General features: G+C 59.9%; 17 protein-coding genes and 1 tRNA gene. 8 read left to right on the plus strand and 10 right to left on the minus strand.

The genetic code is table 11. The features are described 5' to 3' along the window. Positions 1–8 precede the first annotated feature (8 nt). Positions 9–782 carry an ABC transporter ATP-binding protein gene (locus ABDX87_RS15355; protein ID WP_346828654.1) on the minus strand — a complete coding sequence of 258 codons (774 nt, stop codon included), beginning with the start codon at positions 780–782 and terminating at the stop codon, positions 9–11. 422 nt (positions 783–1,204) lie between these two features. Between ABDX87_RS15355 and gabP the strand changes: the two genes are divergently transcribed. Beyond that, the gene (gene gabP / locus ABDX87_RS15360; protein WP_346828655.1) at positions 1,205–2,596 is read left to right on the plus strand and encodes a GABA permease; all 1,392 of its coding nucleotides are present in this window, start codon (positions 1,205–1,207) and stop codon (positions 2,594–2,596) included. Between the two features lie 78 nt (positions 2,597–2,674). Here gabP and ABDX87_RS15365 read toward each other — a convergent pair whose 3' ends face one another. From ABDX87_RS15365 to ABDX87_RS15390, 6 genes are all read right to left on the minus strand, one after another. After that, entirely contained in the window at positions 2,675–3,217 is a 543-nt protein-coding gene (locus tag ABDX87_RS15365) for a cytochrome b (RefSeq protein ID WP_346828656.1), read from the minus strand. Positions 3,218–3,307: 90 nt separating this feature from the next. Next, the gene (locus ABDX87_RS15370) at positions 3,308–3,799 is read right to left on the minus strand and encodes a hypothetical protein (protein WP_346828657.1); all 492 of its coding nucleotides are present in this window, start codon (positions 3,797–3,799) and stop codon (positions 3,308–3,310) included. A 157-nt stretch (positions 3,800–3,956) separates the two neighbouring features. Further along, positions 3,957–4,032, minus strand: a tRNA-Phe gene (locus ABDX87_RS15375). 102 nt (positions 4,033–4,134) lie between these two features. Further along, positions 4,135–4,407 (minus strand): oxidative damage protection protein, encoded by a 273-nt coding sequence (locus tag ABDX87_RS15380; protein WP_074758025.1) that lies wholly within the window; start codon positions 4,405–4,407, stop codon positions 4,135–4,137. Beyond that, the gene (gene mutY, locus ABDX87_RS15385) at positions 4,404–5,471 is read right to left on the minus strand and encodes an A/G-specific adenine glycosylase (protein WP_346833526.1); all 1,068 of its coding nucleotides are present in this window, start codon (positions 5,469–5,471) and stop codon (positions 4,404–4,406) included. Before mutY ends, ABDX87_RS15380 begins: the two co-directional genes overlap by 4 nt. A 267-nt stretch (positions 5,472–5,738) precedes the next feature. Beyond that, positions 5,739–7,976 carry an AsmA family protein gene (locus tag ABDX87_RS15390; RefSeq protein WP_346828658.1) on the minus strand — a complete coding sequence of 746 codons (2,238 nt, stop codon included), beginning with the start codon at positions 7,974–7,976 and terminating at the stop codon, positions 5,739–5,741. Positions 7,977–8,297: 321 nt separating this feature from the next. On the opposite strand from ABDX87_RS15390, the gene ABDX87_RS15395 reads away from it, so the two are divergent. The 7 genes from ABDX87_RS15395 (at position 8,298) to ABDX87_RS15425 (ending at position 14,746) form a co-directional block, all read left to right on the plus strand. After that, complete coding sequence (locus tag ABDX87_RS15395) at positions 8,298–9,959, plus strand: OFA family MFS transporter (RefSeq protein WP_346828659.1); 1,662 nt, start codon at positions 8,298–8,300, stop codon at positions 9,957–9,959. A 374-nt stretch (positions 9,960–10,333) separates the two neighbouring features. Further along, positions 10,334–10,927 carry an imidazoleglycerol-phosphate dehydratase HisB gene (gene hisB, locus ABDX87_RS15400; protein ID WP_062379429.1) on the plus strand — a complete coding sequence of 198 codons (594 nt, stop codon included), beginning with the start codon at positions 10,334–10,336 and terminating at the stop codon, positions 10,925–10,927. Then, a complete protein-coding gene (gene hisH, locus ABDX87_RS15405; RefSeq protein WP_346828660.1) occupies positions 10,927–11,565 on the plus strand; it encodes an imidazole glycerol phosphate synthase subunit HisH in 639 nt (212 codons plus the stop codon). The genes hisB and hisH overlap by 1 nt, the downstream gene beginning before the upstream one ends. Beyond that, on the plus strand, positions 11,565–11,822 hold the full coding sequence (locus ABDX87_RS15410) for a DUF2164 domain-containing protein (RefSeq protein ID WP_081563619.1): 258 nt from the start codon (positions 11,565–11,567) through the stop codon (positions 11,820–11,822). Before hisH ends, ABDX87_RS15410 begins: the two co-directional genes overlap by 1 nt. Positions 11,823–11,910: 88 nt before the next feature. Next, entirely contained in the window at positions 11,911–12,648 is a 738-nt protein-coding gene (gene hisA / locus ABDX87_RS15415) for a 1-(5-phosphoribosyl)-5-[(5-phosphoribosylamino)methylideneamino]imidazole-4-carboxamide isomerase (RefSeq protein WP_346828661.1), read from the plus strand. Positions 12,649–12,815: 167 nt separating this feature from the next. Further along, a complete protein-coding gene (gene hisF / locus ABDX87_RS15420; RefSeq protein WP_346828662.1) occupies positions 12,816–13,586 on the plus strand; it encodes an imidazole glycerol phosphate synthase subunit HisF in 771 nt (256 codons plus the stop codon). Positions 13,587–13,990: 404 nt separating this feature from the next. After that, positions 13,991–14,746: a substrate-binding periplasmic protein gene (locus tag ABDX87_RS15425; protein ID WP_346828663.1), complete on the plus strand. Its 756-nt coding sequence runs from the start codon at positions 13,991–13,993 to the stop codon at positions 14,744–14,746. Positions 14,747–14,958: 212 nt separating this feature from the next. Here the strand turns inward: ABDX87_RS15425 and ABDX87_RS15430 are convergent, their stop codons facing one another. Genes ABDX87_RS15430 through ABDX87_RS15440 form a run of 3 tightly spaced genes read right to left on the minus strand, consistent with a single transcriptional unit; the run spans position 14,959 to position 18,445 of the window. Beyond that, a complete protein-coding gene (locus ABDX87_RS15430; protein WP_431061151.1) occupies positions 14,959–15,729 on the minus strand; it encodes a divergent polysaccharide deacetylase family protein in 771 nt (256 codons plus the stop codon). A 43-nt stretch (positions 15,730–15,772) separates the two neighbouring features. Further along, on the minus strand, positions 15,773–17,104 hold the full coding sequence (locus ABDX87_RS15435; RefSeq protein WP_074758045.1) for a S41 family peptidase: 1,332 nt from the start codon (positions 17,102–17,104) through the stop codon (positions 15,773–15,775). A gap of 30 nt (positions 17,105–17,134) precedes the next feature. Beyond that, entirely contained in the window at positions 17,135–18,445 is a 1,311-nt protein-coding gene (locus ABDX87_RS15440) for a murein hydrolase activator EnvC family protein (protein ID WP_346828665.1), read from the minus strand. Positions 18,446–18,482 lie beyond the last annotated feature (37 nt).

The raw sequence follows: 18,482 nt of genomic DNA on the forward strand, positions 1-18,482 counted from the left end.
TTGCTCCGTTAGCGATTGCTGGACATGAATTGTTTGCAGCGCGCCGATTGCGGGTCCTCGAAGACCTGCTGCGGCGATCCTTGTTCTTCTACCAGCCCTTGATGCAGGAAAACCACTTCACTGGATACCTGCCGGGCGAAATTCATTTCGTGGGTCACCATCAACATGGTCCGGCCTTCTTCGGCCAGGCCACGAATCACACCAAGCACTTCTTGCACCATCTCCGGGTCCAGCGCTGAAGTCGGTTCGTCGAACAGGATGACTTTAGGCTGCATGGCCAGCGTGCGTGCGATGGCGGCGCGTTGTTGCTGACCACCCGACAGTTGCGCCGGATAGACGTGGCGTTTGTCCGCAATCCCGACCTTGGCCAGCAGGGCTTCAGCCATTTCAGTGGCCTCGGCCTTGCTCTGACCGAGCACACGACGGGGCGCCTCGATGATGTTATCGAGCACGCTCATGTGAGGCCAAAGGTTGAAGTTCTGAAAGACGAAACCGATCTCGCTGCGCAGTCGATTGATCTGACGGTTGTCGGCGGCGATCAGTTCACCCTTGCGGGTGGCTTTAAGCCTGAGTTCTTCACCGGCCACCAGGATCTGACCCTGATGCGGGTTTTCCAGCAGGTTGATGCAGCGCAGCAGCGTGGATTTGCCGGAGCCGGATGAGCCCAGAATCGAAATCACGTCGCCATCGCGCGCGCTCAGCGAGATGCCCTTGAGCACCTCTAGCTGACCGTAGCGTTTATGCAGGTTGCGGATTTCCAGGGCGGGCGTGGCCTCGGCCATGTGGGCTCCTCATGTGTCGGTGTGTCTGCCACGCGCCGCCAATGAGCTGGCTTTGCGCAAAAAAGGCGCGATGGTGCCAGCTTTAAACGCCTTCGTGAAGGGTATTTCGGCCACGGTTGCGATCAAAGGTCACTTTCGTGCGCTTATTTGGTGCTAATCGGTCGCCTCTGTGTATTTTCGGTGCGTCTAAACGTCTCTATCCTGTTCCGCTCGGTAACAACTCCTACAAGAATGGCTAAATGCTATTCCACTCAGAGACTTACCGAATGCCTCTGCTACGGGCCTATCCACGCACGACGTCGTTTTTGAAATATTTTGGCGTACTTCTTGCGTAAAAAATAAATAACAGTGCTGTTGTGATCTTTTTACGAGCGATCACAAACAGTCCTGATCCGTATAAAAAATCCTCAAAGGTTGCTTTTATGAGCAGTACCGCAAACGCTTCAAATCTCGATCAAGGGCTCAAACCGCGGCATATCACCATGCTGTCGATTGCAGGTGTTATCGGCGCCGGCCTGTTCGTCGGTTCCGGTCACGCCATCGCCGAAGCCGGCCCGGCCGTGCTGCTGGCCTATGCCGCAGCGGGCACGCTGGTGGTTCTGGTGATGCGCATGCTGGCCGAGATGGCCGTTGCTTCGCCGGACACCGGATCCTTCTCGACCTATGCCGACCGCGCGATCGGTCACTGGGCGGGCTTCACCATCGGTTGGTTGTACTGGTGGTTCTGGGTGCTGGTGATTCCGCTGGAAGCCAACGCCGCCGCCACCATTCTTCATGCGTGGTTCCCGAACATTGCGATCTGGGCGTTCACCCTGGTCATCACCTTGTTGCTCACCGCGACCAACCTGTTCAGCGTGAAGAATTACGGCGAGTTCGAGTTCTGGTTTGCCCTGATCAAGGTGTTGGCGATCATCGGCTTCGTGGTGTTGGGCGTGGCGGCCGTGTTTGGTCTGCTGCCGAACAGCCAGGTCAGCGGCGTCAGCCATATGTATGACACGCACGGCTTCCTGCCGAACGGCATGGGCGCCGTGCTGGCTGCCATGTTGACCACCATGTTCTCGTTCATGGGTACCGAGATCGTCACCATCGCGGCGGCGGAATCGAAGAACCCGGGCCAGCAGATCACCAAGGCCACCAATTCGGTGATCTGGCGGATCTGCCTGTTCTACCTGCTGTCGATCTTCCTGGTGGTGGCGCTGGTGCCTTGGAACGACAGCCGTCTGGCTGAAGTCGGTTCGTACCAGACCGTGCTCGACATGATGGGTATTCCGAACGCCAAACTGATCGTGGATCTGGTCGTGCTGGTGGCTGTGACGAGCTGCCTGAACTCGGCGCTCTACACCGCTTCGCGCATGCTGTTCTCCCTCGGCAAACGCGGCGACGCACCTACCGTTTCCCAGCGCACCAGCAAAGCCGGTACGCCTTACTGGGCCGTATTGCTGTCGACCGGCGCCGCGTTTGCCGCCGTGTTCGCCAACTACGTCGCGCCGGCTGCCGTATTCGACTTCCTGCTGGCCAGCTCTGGCGCCATCGCATTGCTGGTGTACCTGGTGATCGCCGTTTCCCAACTGCGCATGCGCCGCAAGCGTGAGTCTGCGGGCGAGCCAATCGACTTCCGCATGTGGCTGTTCCCGGGTCTGACCTGGGCGGTGATCGTATTCATCGTCGCCGTGCTGACCATCATGCTGTTCCAGGAAGGCCACCGCATGGAAATCATCGCAACCGGCCTGCTCAGCATCCTCGTCGTCGCTGCGGGCTTGATCGTATCGAACCGTCGCAAAGCGGTAAAAGCGGGCAAGGTTGTGCTCAATTGATGGACGATTGAGCCGGCGTTGCTGGCGAGATAAAGGCGGCTGCCCTCAGTGATGAGGGTGGCCGTTTTTTTTGGGGGGCTACTTGATCATCCGCCCCAGCACCGACTTCCCCCTCACGTAGTGCATCACCACCGCGGCCAGATGCAGCGTCACCAGCCCTGCCAAAACCGCGCACAGGACGTGATGCAGTTCATGCAGTTGCAGCAGCGCGATATTCGAGTGAATGAGCTGTGGTAGCGTTATGAGCGCCAGAAGCGTGACCGGGTGGGTCATCATCAGAACGCCTGTGATGAGGACGCCCGAGACGGCTGCGTAAATGCCCATGTGGACGGTGTGGGCCAGCCTTTCTTGTGATTTGCGTGAGGCGCGCGGTTCGGCGCGGACAGCCAGCCACAGGCGCCAGGCAAAAAACGGGATGAACAGGCTGGTCAACTGCGGGTTGAACGACTCGACCCATTGCCGGAACGGATGATTTTGATCGAGCAGCACCACGCCGAAGCCGCTGAAGGTCGCCCACAGGATGACGGCGGCGGACAGCCAGTGCAGGACAATGCGGGGTCTGGAGTAAGCGTTCGCTTCGTCCGCCGAGGTTGCGGACGAAGGGGAGTCAAGATCTGTCAAAACGGAAGCCTTTATTGAGAAGGAGTTGCATTCTCGTAGTGGCGCAAAGCTACCGTCTTGATCGGCGTCATGCAAATTAAAACTGGCGTGTTACCGGCGACCGGCGTCCCGAGCGTTTTTGCGCTGAAGGATGTCCGACGCCAGGTTGTAAGCGTCCTGGAATTCGTCGCTGCCCAGCCACTCGACGGTCACTTCTTCCTCTTCGTCATGGAAGATGCCGCGATACACGATCAGCAAGGCCATCAGGAAATCAGTGGCCGGGTCTTCTTCTTCCTCGGCAATCACCAGCTCCAGCACCGGGTATTGCAGGAACACGACGCACATCGCCAGCAGGCTGATCGACTCGGCAGCTTTCATCGCCTGGAACAGGTCGTCGTAGTCGGCGGGTTCGAAGCCGTTCTCCATGATGTCCTTGAAGTCGAACTTGCTCAGGTCGAGGAAAACGTCATCGAACGGCTCATTTACGGAAGGATGATTCAGCACCGGATGCACCGGACTTGGCTTGCCCTTGCCGGAACGGTTTTGCTTGGCCTTCGCTTTGGCCCGCTGGGCGCGTTTTTGCTGTTTGTCTGGGGAGGCCATGCACGTCGGTCCTTTTGCAGGCGAGGGTGATTTTGCGGTGGGCTATTGAATCGTAGCCGCTGGAAATTACCAAGGGCAGCCGGGCGGGATTGTCCCGAAAAAATCGTAGCCAATAAAAAACCCCTGAATCTTTCGATGCAGGGGTTTTTCGGTATTTTGGTGCCCAGAGACGGAATCGAACCGCCGACACGGGGATTTTCAATCCCCTGCTCTACCGACTGAGCTATCTGGGCAACGGGGCGCATTAGACGTGTTTTTCAGGAGGTCGTCAAGCGTGTTGTTTAAAAAAATTTGAATTATTTCCTCCGCTTACGATTAACACCGTCTGCAAAGGGTTATTCGGCCGGTGGAACGTAGCCTTCGGCCTTGGCGTATTCCTCGCCCGAGAGGTACTTGTCCATCTCGGCCTGCAAGAACTTGCGGTCTTCGGCGTTCATCATGTTCAGGCGGCGCTCGTTGATCAGCAGCGTCTGGTGTTTCTGCCAGTCGGCCCAGGCCTTCTGCGAAACGTGGTTGTAGATGTCTTCGCCTTTGGCGCCTGGATACGGTGGGCGGTCCAGGCCGGGCAATTCTTCTTTGTACTTGCGGCACATTACGGTGCGGGTCATGACGACTCTCCTGCGTTCAATACGTCGGCTGCGTTTTGCAGCAGCTTCTTCACCGGGGCGGCGAGGCCCAGGCGCGGCGGGGTGGCGAGGTTATACCAGAGCCAGTCGTCCTCGGCCACGTGATGGCCGGACTCCTCGACCCGGACCAGCCAGGGTTCGATGGTCAGTTGAAAATGGCTGAACGTGTGGATCAAGCCCGGCAGTGCCTGATGTTCGCCCATCTCCAGTGAGTGCTGATCGGCCAGATGCTGCATGTCATCGAAGTCGTCCAGCTCCGGCAGGCTCCAGAGCCCGCCCCACAAACCGGTCGAGGGGCGACGGTAGAGCAGAATCTCGCCTTGATCGTTGGCGAAGATCGGCATCAAGGTGCGCTTCTGCGGGACGGTCTTGCGCGGCTTGGGGATCGGGTAGCGGGTTTCCTGGCCGAGCATGTGCGCTTGGCAGCCGCGCTCCAGCGGACATAACAGGCAGCTGGGTTTGCTGCGCGTGCAGAGCGTGGCGCCCAGGTCCATCATCGCTTGAGTGTAGTGATTGACCCGGCTGTGAGGCGTGAAGCGCTCTGCAGTCGCCCACATTTGCTTCGCGACCTTGGGTTCACCCGGATAACCCTCTTGGGCTGTAAAGCGCGCCAGAACGCGTTTGACGTTGCCGTCGAGGATCGGCGCACGAATGCCCATGCTGATGCTGGCAATGGCGCCTGCAGTGGACAGACCGATGCCGGGCAGCTCCGTGAGCTTTTCGACGTCGCGGGGAAACTCGCCGCCGTGTTCGGCGACGACGATTTTCGCGGCCTTCTGCAGGTTTCGGGCGCGGGTGTAGTAACCCAGGCCGGTCCACAAGTGCAGGACTTCGTCTTCCGGCGCATCGGCGAGGGCCTGAACGCTGGGCAGCGCTTCCATGAACCGGTCGAAGTAACCCAGCACGGTGCTGACCTGGGTCTGTTGAAGCATGATTTCCGACACCCAGACGCGGTAAGGCGTGATGTCGTGTTGCCAGGGAAGATCGTGACGGCCGTGACGGTCGTACCAGTCAAGGACGGCGGAAGAAAACTGCTCGGGTTGCATCATGGTTCCGGTGTTCAGGAAAGGTGGAGGTCGGGTTAGCCCGATCCCTGTGGGAGCTGCCGGAGGTTACGACGGTGGCGAAAGCGGTGGATCAGACAGACCGCATTCGCCACCGTCGTAACCTCCGGCAGCTCCCACAGGTGTTGAGTTGTTCCGCCGATCTGAGACCGGCAGCTCCCACAGGTGTTGAGTTGTTCCGCCGATCTGAGACCGGCAGCTCCCACAGGTGTTGAGTTGTTCTGCCGATCTGAGACCGGCAGCCGACGGTTATCGCTTGAACAATCCCTTGATGGCGTCCTTGAGCTCGGGACTGACCTTGTCTCCCAGCTTTTCGTCGATCTTGTCGCCAATGCGATCCGTGGCGAGTTTTGCGGCGACTTTGCCCAGTCCTTCGTTGTCCAGACGGCAGGCCTTGGCGCCAAGTTCCAGCGGGCCGCGGCAGAGAATCGGCCATTCGATGCCGACAAAGCGCGGGTTCACTTCGCAGGCAGGGTCCGGCATGTCGCTCTTGTCGCCTTCGATGATCACGCCGACCCGGTAATTCATGCCCAGCACGCGCAGGTCGATGTCGCCATCGCCGTTGACCGTGAGACCCGGCGTGCGGACTTTGAGGTCCGGGTTGCTGGCCACGCCGTTACGGAATGTCAGATTGCCGTTGAGCTGCTGGAAAGGCGTGTCCTTGCCGCGTGGCTCGCCGCTCAGGGTCTTGCGATTGAGCACCGAAATGCCGCGACACAGCTGCTGCTCGAGGTTGGCGTTGACCAGCACGCCGTCGTTGAGCGCAAAGCTGGCGGTGCCGTTGAGACTTTCGACCAGCGCCTTCTCGCTGTTGCCCTTGGCGGTGACGTCGCTGTTCAGATTCAGCAGGCCGCGCAGCGGAGGCGTGGTGCCCTGGCTCTGGATGAAACGCTCGACCGGCACTTTGACGATGTGGGTCTTCACGCTGGCCAGCGGTACTTCCGGGCGCACGTCCAGATTGCCTTTGACTTCGAAGTTACCGTTGTAGAGGTCACCGCGCAGGCTGTCGACCGTGATGACGCCGTCCAGCGCCGAGGTCTTGAGCGCAGCGTTCTGGATCGGCAGCTTCTCGACGGTCAGCTTGCCGAAACTCAGATCGGCGTCGACGTCGAGCTTGCGCATGCGCTCCAGCGGCAACAGCCTGGTGTCGCTCCAGGCGACTTGTGTCGGCTGGTTGGGCAGGGGGCTGGTGCCCGATGCGGCCATCGCTTCGGCTTCGTTACCCTGAACTTCGGTTTTACGCGCAGCACCTGCGGCCTTGGACTGTTCGCTCTGTGGCGGGCGATATCGGTCCGCGTCAAACGTATCGGCCTTCAGTTGCAGGCGCAGCGACTGCTTGGCGAAATCATCCACGGCGACTCGGCCGGTGAAGGTGCTGTCATCCAGGCGCAGCGTCAGGTCGTCCAGCGAGACACTGGTTTGCGTTGCTGCAATGCGGCTGACCATTTCCAGTCGGGTCAGGCTGTTGTCGCCCAGGGTTGGCGCGGTCTGGCCGACGCTGTCGAGGAACTCGCGCAGGTTGAACTGGGCAATGGAAATGCCGCCGCTCAGTTGTGGCGCTTTGTCCAGATCGCGTACGTGCAGCTCGCCCAGGGCGCGCAGCTGGTTGGCGGAAAACTTGAGGTTGGTCCACTCGGCCACGTTGGCCGACATGTCGGCCAGAAGCTGGCCTTGCGCGGAGAAAGTCAGGGTCTTGCCTTGCAGCGGATCGCCTGCCGCCTCGCCCGAGAAGCGCATGTCGTCGAACTGATAACGCTTGAGCGCGCGGTCGAACCGCAGTTTGCCGGTCAGTTCTGTCTTGGTGCGGATCACCGGCTGGTTGGTGCTCAAGAAGGCTGTCAGCTTCACCGGAATGTCGGTAGCGTTGTGGACCGGGCCGGTGCTCAGTTGAATGCTCTCGGCGGTGAACTGCCGGGCTTTCTGCACATCATTGAAGTCAATGCGTGCGTTGTTCACGGTCAGGCTGTCGATGTCCAGTTTGAGCGGTTGCCAGGCCTTGTCCGGTTTGGCGGCCGCTGTGTCCGGTGCGGCATCCGGCGAGGTCTGAGCGACAGGAGGCTGCGCGGGATTGGTCGCAGCGGCAGGCACCTTGCCGATGTCTTCCCAGTTGCCGTGGCCGTTTTCGTCTCGGGTCAGCATCAGGTTGAGGCCTTCGACCCGCACGTCGCTCATCTGCACTTCTTTGCGCAGCAAGGGCAGGACACGGACCGAGAGGCCCAGCATCTGCAAATCGGCAAACGGTTTTGACGGCTCGGTCAGCGTGGCGACGCTGGCGTCGTGCAGCTCCAGGCCCAGCCAGGGGAACAGGCTCCAGCCAATGTCGCCATTGAGCGTCAGCTCGACGTGCGCCCTGTCGCGGACCAGTTTACGAATCTCGTCTTTGTAATCGTTGGGATCAAACAGATGGGTCAAGGCAAAGCCGAGAGCCACGATGATCAGCAACAGCCCGAGAATGAATAGTCCCAGGATTTTGCCGAACGCTTTCATGGGCGAGTCCTTGTAATCGAGTCGTTCAAAATTTAGCCCGCGAGTATAGCGTTCTCACGCAGACGCCGGGCTCTGGATGGCCTTATGCACTTTAGTGAAGTTCATACAGTGACAAACGGTATAAAAATCGTAGTAGCAGAGTGCTTCCTGTCATGCATCAGATGGTAATCTCTCGCCGTTCGCGGGTCATGCTGCGTCGAAATGTCACGTAATGAGGCTTTCTGCCGATAAAACTCCCGATGCTTGCGTGCATGAAGAGGGGTGGCGGAAGCAATGCCGTTGTTCTTGCGGGACACAACTATAAATAGGGGCAAAACTTAAATGACTACAAGCACTGCTCTGGGCGGCTCAATCGCTCAGCCTGCGTTCTTGTCCAAAGAACGCATTATCGCCAAGCGCGGTTTCAACCGCTGGCTCGTACCACCGGCCGCACTGGCCATTCACCTCTGTATCGGTATGGCTTACGGCTTCTCGGTATTCTGGTTGCCGCTGTCCAAGGCCATCGGCATCAAGACCGCCGTTGCCTGCGCACCGGACATGAGTTTCTTCCAGCAAGTGTTTTCGTCCAGCTGTGACTGGCCGATCTCCATGCTCGGCTGGATTTACACCCTGTTCTTCATCTTCCTGGGTTGCTCGGCGGCTATCTGGGGCGGCTGGCTGGAACACGCGGGTCCACGTAAAGCCGGTGCCGTTTCGGCCCTGTGCTGGTGTGGCGGTCTGCTGATCTCGGCGCTGGGTGTGTACACCCACCAGATCTGGCTGATGTGGATTGGTTCGGGCGTGATCGGCGGTATCGGTCTGGGCCTGGGTTACATCTCGCCTGTTTCGACCCTGATCAAGTGGTTCCCGGACAAGCGCGGCATGGCGACCGGCATGGCGATCATGGGCTTCGGCGGTGGCGCGATGGTCGGTGCTCCACTGGCGACCGCGTTGATGAGCCATTTCGCAACGCCTGACAGCGTGGGCGTATGGCAAAGCTTCGTCGCCATGGCAGCGATCTACTTCGTCTTCATGATCGGTGGCGCTCTGGCGTACCGCGTTCCGCCAACCGGCTGGAAACCTGAAGGCTGGACCGCTCCTGCGAAGAAAACCAACAGCGCGATGATCACCAACCGCCACGTACACGTGAGCGTTGCGTGGAAAACCCCGCAATTCCGTCTGGTATGGCTGGTGCTGTGCCTGAACGTGTCGGCGGGTATCGGCATCCTCGGCATGGCCTCGCCTCTGCTGCAGGAAGTGTTCGGCGGCAAGCTGCTGGGCACCGATCAGGCGTTCGGTCAGCTGGACGCGTCGCAACTGGCTGCTATCGCTGCCATCGCAGCCGGCTTCACCGGTCTGCTGAGCCTGTTCAACATTGGTGGCCGCTTCTTCTGGGCGTCGTTCTCGGACTACATCGGCCGTAAGGCCACGTACTTCGTGTTCTTCGCGCTGGGCTTCCTGCTCTACGCATCGGTGCCGACCCTGAGCCACCTGGGCAGCGTTGCGCTGTTCGTTGCAGCGTTCTGTGTGGTGCTGTCGATGTACGGTGGCGGCTTCGCAACCGTTCCGGCGTACCTGGCTGACCTGTTCGGTACGCAGATGGTCGGTGCGATCCACGGTCGCCTGCTGACCGCCTGGGCCGCCGCTGGCGTACTGGGTCCGGTGCTGGTGAATTACCTGCGTGAGTATCAGCTGAGCCACGGCGTTGCGCGTGCCGACGCTTATGACATCACGCTGTACATCCTCGCTGGCCTGCTGGTGCTGGGCTTCATCTGCAACATGCTGGTGCGCCCGGTGGCCGACAAGTACTTCATGACCGACGCGGAGCTGAAGGCTGAACAAGCCATCGGTCACGACGCTGGCGCCGACCACACCACTTCCCTTGAGTGGAAAGCGGACGCAGGCACCAAGCCTCTGGCGATCCTGGCCTGGCTGGCAGTCGGCATTCCGCTGGCGTGGGGCGTGTGGATCACCCTGCAGAAGACTGCGGTGTTGTTTCACTAAGCCGTTTTTGGTGTCGGTCTGATCGGGCCGACATCGAACCTGTAGGAGCGCGCTTGCCCGCGAAGGCGTTTTTGTTAACGCCCTTGCCGGCCGGCGTCGCTGCTAAAGGTTCGGCCAGATGCAAAACCTGTGGGAGCGAGCTTGCTCGCGAAAGCGGTCAGACACTCGACAGAGATGTTGAAAGTGAGGGCCCATTCGCGAGCAAGCTCGCGCCCACAGTTGTTTTGAGTCCGCTTGCATGCGCCTGTATGCACATGTCTAACGTGTGCGGCGCTGGATTCAGCCCGTCAGTCATATCTCCCTTCGTGTTTCTGTTTCCCTCCTACACGCCTATAATGTCCGCCTTTTCGCCCAATGATTTTGCGGAGCTGGTGATGGCCGAACGTAAGGCGTTCGTCGAGCGCGACACCCTGGAAACCCAGATCAAAGCCTCGATCAACCTGGATGGCACCGGAAAGGCCCGATTCGATATCGGCGTTCCTTTTCTTGAACACATGCTCGACCAGATCGCCCGTCACGGGTTGATCGATCTGGATATCGAAAGCAAAGGCGACCTGCATATCGACGACCACCACACGGTGGAAGACGTCGGTATCACCCTCGGTCAGGCCTTCAGCAAAGCCATTGGCGACAAAAAAGGCATCCGTCGCTACGGCCACGCCTATGTCCCGCTGGATGAAGCGCTGTCGCGCGTGGTCATCGACTTTTCCGGTCGTCCTGGCCTGCAGATGCACGTGCCGTACACCCGCGCCACCGTGGGCGGCTTCGATGTGGACCTGTTCCAGGAGTTCTTCCAGGGCTTCGTCAACCACGCGAACGTCACGCTGCACATCGATAACCTGCGCGGTCACAACACCCACCACCAGATCGAAACCGTGTTCAAGGCATTTGGCCGCGCGCTGCGCATGGCCGTTGAGCTGGACGACCGCATGGCCGGCCAGATGCCTTCGACCAAGGGCGTGCTGTAATGCAGACGGTTGCCGTTATCGACTACGGCATGGGCAACCTGCACTCGGTGGCCAAGGCCCTCGAACACGTAGGCGCTGGCCGTGTACTGATCACCAGCGACGCCGACGTGATTCGTGAAGCCGACCGGGTCGTGTTTCCGGGGGTGGGTGCGATTCGCGACTGCATGGCTGAAATCCGTCGTCTTGGCTTCGATGCCCTGGTGCGTGAAGTCAGCCAGGACCGTCCGTTTCTCGGCATCTGCGTCGGCATGCAGGCGTTGATGGACCGTAGCGAAGAGAACGATGGCGTTGACTGCATCGGTGTATTTCCGGGCCAGGTGCGCTTCTTCGGCAAGGATCTCCACGAAGACGGCCAGCACCTGAAAGTCCCGCACATGGGCTGGAACGAAGTGACGCAGGCGGTGGATCACCCGCTGTGGCACAACATTCCGGACAAGGCGCGGTTCTACTTCGTGCACAGCTATTACATCGAGTCGCCGAACCCTCGGCAGATCGTCGGTCGCGGTCATTACGGCCATGACTTCGCTGCCGCGCTGGCGGACGGCTCGCGTTTCGCGGTGCAGTTCCACCCTGAGAAGAGCCATACCCATGGCCTGCAATTGCTGCAGAACTTCGCTGCGTGGGACGGCCGCTGGTAATGAGCAAGAAGAACAAGCCGCCGATCCTGACCCTCACTCCCGAACAGGAGAGCGAGGCGTGTCACAAGATCAAGCGGTTCATGGAAGACCGCTTCGAACTGGACCTGGGTTCGTTCGAAGCGGCTGAAATCCTTGAATTGTTCACCCGCGAGATTGCTCCGCACTATTACAACCGGGCGATCTTCGATGTGCAGGCGCATTTGAAAGAGCGCTTCGAAAGCATCGAAAGCGACGTCTGGGCGCTCGAGAAAAATTAAAGGCGGCTTCACGCTGCAAGAATGATGACGCGTATCTGCTTGCAGCTTATCGCTTGCAGCTCGCAGCTCTTTGACGAAGGAAAAGCTCATGCTGATTATCCCCGCTATCGACCTTAAAGACGGTGCCTGCGTGCGCCTTCGTCAGGGTCGCATGGAAGATTCCACAGTGTTCTCCGACGATCCGGTGAGCATGGCTGCCAAGTGGGTTGAAGGCGGTTGCCGTCGTCTGCATCTGGTCGATCTGAACGGCGCGTTCGAAGGCCAGCCGGTCAACGGTGACGTGGTCACTGCCATCGCCAAGCGTTATCCGAACCTGCCGATCCAGATCGGTGGCGGTATTCGCTCGCTGGAAACCATCGAGCATTACGTCAAGGCGGGCGTGAGCTACGTCATCATCGGTACCAAGGCGGTCAAGGAGCCTGAATTCGTGGCTGAGGCCTGCCGCGCGTTTCCGGGCAAAGTGATCGTCGGTCTGGACGCCAAAGATGGCTTCGTCGCCACCGACGGCTGGGCTGAAGTCAGCTCGGTTCAGGTGATCGACCTGGCGAAGCGTTTCGAAGCGGACGGCGTCTCGGCCATCGTTTATACCGACATCGCCAAAGACGGCATGATGCAGGGCTGCAATGTTCCGTTCACCGCTGCGTTGGCGGCTGCCACGAAGATCCCGGTCATCGCTTCCGGCGGTATCCACAACCTGGGCGACATCAAGGCGCTGCTGGACGCGAAAGCACCGGGCATCATCGGCGCAATCACCGGGCGTGCGATCTACGAAGGCACGCTGGACGTTGCTGAAGCCCAGGCGTTCTGCGATTCATACAAGGCCTGAGGGTACTGATTCTGTGGGAGCGAATTCATTCGCGAGGCACCCGTTCAATCGACATTGATCGTCATCTGGATGGCCGCATCGCGAATGAATTCGCTCCCACAGAGATCCGGTTTTAAAACAAAGTTTGACGTTGGGTTCATGCCCATCAGTTTCTGGAGAACATCCCAATGGCCCTCGCCAAACGCATCATCCCTTGCCTCGATGTCGACAATGGTCGTGTGGTCAAGGGCGTTAAGTTCGAGAACATTCGTGACGCCGGCGATCCCGTAGAGATCGCCCGTCGCTATGACGAGCAGGGTGCCGACGAGATTACCTTTCTCGACATCACGGCCAGTGTCGATGGTCGTGACACCACGTTGCACACCGTAGAGCGCATGGCCAGTCAGGTGTTCATCCCGCTGACAGTGGGCGGCGGCGTGCGGACCGTGCAAGACATCCGTAATCTGCTCAATGCCGGTGCCGACAAGGTGTCGATCAACACCGCCGCGGTGTTCAACCCCGAGTTCGTCGGCGAAGCCGCTGCGCGTTTCGGCTCGCAGTGCATTGTGGTGGCGATCGACGCCAAGAAGGTGTCCGGGCCGGGTGAAGAGCCGCGCTGGGAAATCTTCACCCACGGCGGTCGCAAGCCAACCGGCCTGGACGCTGTGCAGTGGGCCATGAAGATGGAAGGCCTGGGTGCCGGTGAGATTCTGCTGACCAGCATGGATCAGGACGGCATGAAGAACGGCTTCGACCTGGGCGTGACCCGCGCGATCAGTGATGCGCTGGGTATCCCGGTCATTGCTTCCGGTGGCGTGGGCAACCTGCAGCATCTGGCTGACGGCGTGCTCGAAGGCCACGCGAGCGCCGTTCTGGCCGCGAGCATTTTCCACTTTGGCGAATACACCGTGCCGGAAGCCAAGGCGTTCATGGCCAAACAAGGGATTGTGGTTCGCTGATCCCGTATGTGAATGCTTCATCTGTGTGTGATCGCTCCCACGCTCTGCGTGGGAGTGACTCGCGTGACGCTCTGCGTCACCGGGACGCGGAGCGTCCTGCCCTGCATTCCCACGCAGAGCGTGGGAACGATCAACAACAGCTGATGCGAACACCTCATCTGTGGGAGTGAGCTTGCTTACGAAGACTCGGGTACAGCCGCTGGGGATGTGGCGGATGTACGGGCCTCTTCGTGAGCAAGCTCACTCCCACAGTGGTCGGTGATAGTCTTCGACCTCGCCACATCTACCGCCCCAGACGCTTCGAGACACCTCTGTCCTGAAAGCGACGCCACCCATTCCCGAACTGGACAACGCCCTGTGTTAACGGCACTCTCTTGCCGACGTCAGGATCGGGTGCCAGGGATATGTTCAAAGGTGTTTTTCTTGCGCTGATCAGCGTGGCCACATTGCTGACAGGAACCGCCCGGGCAGAGGATGCGCCGGCGTATTCGATGGTGTTGCTCACCGAGAACTTCCCGCCTTACAACATGGCCATCGATGGCAAGAATTTCGCCCAGGAAAGCAATATCCAGGGCATCGCCGTCGAAATCGTTCGCGAAACCTTCAAGCGTGCGGGCGTCGGCTACAACATGACGCTGCGTTTCCCGTGGGACCGCATTTACAAACTTGCGCTGGAAAAGCCCGGTTACGGCGTGTTCGTGACGGCGCGTTTGCCTGAGCGCGAGAAGCTCTTCAAGTGGGTCGGCCCTATTGGCCCGGATGACTGGATCATGTTGGCCAAAGCCGACAGCCCGATTCAGTTGAATACCCTGGACGAAGCCCGTCAGTACAAGATCGGCGCCTACAAGGGCGATGCGATCGCTGAAGAGCTGGGGCGTCAGGGCATGAACCCGATTGTGGTGCTCAGCGACAAGGACAACGCCAAGAAGCTGGTCGACGGGCAAATCGACCTCTGGGCCACGGGTGACCCGGCCGGGCGTTATCTGGCGCGGCAAGAGGGCGTGACCGGATTGAAAACCGTGCTGCGCTTCAACAGCGCCGAGTTGTTCCTGGCGCTGAACAAAGACACGCCGGATGACGTGGTGAAGAAGCTGCAGACCGCCCTGGATCAGCTTCGCAAGGAGGGAACGGTGGACAGTATTTTGGGTAAATACCTGTAAACAGGGTGCGATTTATCTCTGTGGGAGCGAATTCATTCGCGATGCGGTGCGACTGCTGAAAAAATGTGCCGGGTATACGGGCCAATCGCGAATGAATTCGCTCCCACAGAAGAAGGCTGCCTGCTCCATCCATTTCTATCGGATGACAGCCCGCATTCGCGGCCCTCGTAACCTCGGACTGCTCCTACAGGGGTCTGTGTGAGCCGGTAGATCTACCGATAAATCCCATTCTTCCCGTGCCCACCCATCGCCTGATTGCCACGGATGCTGATCATGTGGCGCAGTTCGATCCAGTCGATGCCCTGGGCCTTGAGCTTGGGCAGTTCACGTTCCAGCACCTCCATGGTCACCGGATACGGATGGCCGATTATCACCGCCGAACCCTGCTTGTGCGCCAGCCTGACCGCGCTTTGTAGCTGACCGCTGATGGCCTCGGCGGTGCGCTCGTCATCGAGAAACACATCCCGGGAAAGACTGGCCAGGCCGATCTTCTGGGCTTCGGCTGCCGCAACGGTCTTGGCACTGGTGCGGCTGTCCACCAGAAACAGGTGACGCCGCTGCAGTTCACCCACCAGCCAGTTCATCGCCACCGGCTCGGCGGTCATGCGGCTGCCTTCGTGATTATTGATCCCCGCCGCATACGGCACTTTGAGGAGCGCTGCGTTGAGCCGCGATTCGAGTTCGGTCAGCGGCAGGTCGGGACGCCAGGCGTACGGCCCGGTGGCAGGGTCCATAGGCATGTGCAGCATCACCGTCTTGCCCGCCTTGTGGGCCTGGCGCGCGAAGTCGGTGGCGTGTGGGGTGTCGGGCATGATCGCCAGTGTCACGGGGCCGGGCAGGGCCAGCGCGCGGCTGTCCTTGTCGGGACTTTGTCCGAGGTCATCGATGATCAGACTGATGTAAGCGGCCTTCGGCGTTTTGCCGTCGGTTTCCGAGGGTTCGGCGGATGCCGCGTGTGCGGCATCCGTCAGAACAACAGCCATCACTGCAAGGGCTCTCGCGAGCCCGGTCAACCAGAAGCGCATATCAATTGCCGCGTGTGACACTCAATCCCTTGAGCAGACTGAGGGCCTGGTTCAGCTGGTAATCGTCGTCCTGTGGACGCGCCTTGCCAGCCTTGGACTTGGTGGTCGGTTTGTCCGCGCCGCCGTTGCCGTTGCCCAGGTGGCCGAGCAGGTCGGCCTCTTTGTAGTTCTCGCCGTCGGCCTCGGTGGTGACCTTGGCACGTTTGACTTCGATGTCCGGGTTGATGCCTTGCGCCTGAATCGAACGACCATTCGGCGTGTAGTACAGCGCCGTGGTGATCTTCAGCGCGCGGTCGTTGGCCAGCGGCAGAACGGTCTGCACCGAGCCCTTGCCGAACGAGTCGGTGCCCATCAGGATGCCGCGTTTCTGATCCTGCAAGGCACCGGCGACGATCTCGGAAGCCGAGGCGCTGCCGCCGTTGATCAGAACAACCAGAGGCGCGCCTTCGCTGGCGTCGGCCGGGTCTGCCGAGAAGCGCAGTTCGGAGTTGGCGATGCGGCCCTTGGTGTAAACGATCAGGCCTTTGGTGAGGAAATGGTCAGCCACTTCGACCGCTGCCTGCAACACGCCGCCAGGGTTATTGCGCAGGTCGAGGATCAGGCCGTTCATCTTCTTGCCGTTGTCCTTGCGCAGCTTGGCCAGCGCCTTGCCGACTTCTTCACCGGTCTTGACCTGGAACTGGGTGATGCGGATATAGCCGTAGCCAGGCTCCAGCATCTGCGACTTCACGCTCTTGACCTGAATGGTCGCGCGGGCCAGCGTCACGTCGAACGGGTTGCCGCCGTCGCGCACCAACGTGAGGGTGATCTTCTCGCCGATCTTGCCGCGCATCTTGTCGACGGCTTCCTGCATGGTCTGGCCCTGGGTCGGCGCGCCGTTGATCTTGACGATCAGGTCGCCGGCCTCGATGCCCGCCTTGGACGCAGGCGTGTCGTCGATCGGCGACACGACCTTTATAAAGCCGTCCTCGACGCCGACCTCGATGCCCAGACCACCGAACTCGCCGCTGGTGCTTTCCTGCAGCTCCTGAAAGTCTTCAGGGCCCAGATAGGCGGAGTGCGGGTCGAGGTTGCTGAGCATGCCCTTGATAGCGTTTTCCAGCAGGGTCTTGTCATCGACCGGCTCGACATACGCAGCTTTGATCCGGTCCATCACCTCGGCAAAGGTGCGCAGCTCGTCGAGCGGCAGCGGCGCCTTGATGTTCGCGGCATTGGCAGGCGCGGAAGCAGCAGGCGCCGCAGCGGGAGCGGCACCGGCAGCCTGCGCAAGAGGCGCGCCGATAACCACGGCGATAGTCAGGGCCAGCGAGGTGAGGCGGGACGAAAACAGCATGTCTTACGAACTCCTGAGTGAGGTGTCGACTTATCCTTGAGTGCGACACCATTGGGCCGGATCACTAGGGCGACCCTGCTGACGAATAGCGAAATACAGCGCCGGAGTGTCCTGACCGCCACCACTGTTGCCCACGGTGGAGATCGCCTCTCCGGCTTTTACAACGTCCCCAGCTTCCTTCAACAGACTCTGGTTGTGACCGTACAGACTCAAATAACCGTTGCCGTGGTCGAGAATGACCAGCAGGCCAGCGCCCCGCAACCAGTCGGCGAAGACCACACGACCACCATGCACAGCGTGTACCTGACTGCCTGCGGCAGCACTGATCATCACGCCGTCCCACTTGGTTCGCTCGTCATCGCCACGGGTTTCACCGAAACGCGCCAACAATCGACCATCAACAGGCCAAGGAAGTTTTCCCCGTGCTTGCTCAAAAGGTCCGCCGTAGGACTGACCGGCACTGGAAACCAGCGCGCCGGGGGCTTTGGTGGGGCGACGCGGCGCTTCATCGCTGTCGTCTTTTCCTCGGCTTTTGGCCAGCGCTTCCTGCTCGCGCTGGCGTTTCTCGGCTTCCTGCTGAGCCAGTAGCGCTTTCTGACGCGCCTCTTCGGCTTCGCGGGCCTGCCGCGCAAGGGTTTCTTCGATGGTCTTGAGGACTTTAGTCAGGTCTGCCTGATCTTGCTGGCGAGACTGCAGTTTCTGGTCCCGAGCCTTGTAGTCCTGATTCAGCTTGGCCAAGGCGACCTGACGTTGCTGGCGAACGGTGTCGAGCTGCGCTTTCTGGTCATCCAGTGAGCTCTTCTGCACCAGCAGCTGGGCTTGTTGCAGGTCGATGTCTTTTTCGACTTCTGCCAGTTGGCGCAGCGTTTCGTTGAAGCTGCGCAGCTGCTCCAGGCGGGCCTGGCTCAGGTAATCGTAATAGGTGAGGGTGCGTGCGAATTTCTCGGGGTTCTGCTGGTTGAGCAGCAGTTTGAGGTATTCCTGACGCCCGTTCTGATAGGCGGCGCGGGCCTGAATTGCGATCAGGCGTTGCTGTTCAACGCGTGCGCTTTGGAGTTTTTTTTTCTCTCCATCGAGCCGTTGAAGCTCGGTTTCACTCTTTTTTAGTTCCTTCTGCAGGGCCTCCACCTGCTTTTCCAGCTTGCCCATTTCGGTTTCGGTTGAGCGCAGATCTTTCTGAACGCCGGATTTTTCTTCCTGGAGCTGGCTCAGCGCCTTCTTCAGTTCGGTAATGTCCTGACGCGTGGCATCCAGCTGTTTTTGGGTTTGTGCGCGCTCATCGTCGGCAAAGGCCGGATTGAGCAGACAAATCAAAGCGAGGGCGATCAGGGCGCGGAGCATGGAGTTGGGCGATACCAGGAGTGAAGACGGGCTTAGT

The organism is Pseudomonas abietaniphila, assembly GCF_039697315.1.
In the GTDB taxonomy this organism is placed as follows: domain Bacteria; phylum Pseudomonadota; class Gammaproteobacteria; order Pseudomonadales; family Pseudomonadaceae; genus Aquipseudomonas; species Aquipseudomonas abietaniphila_B.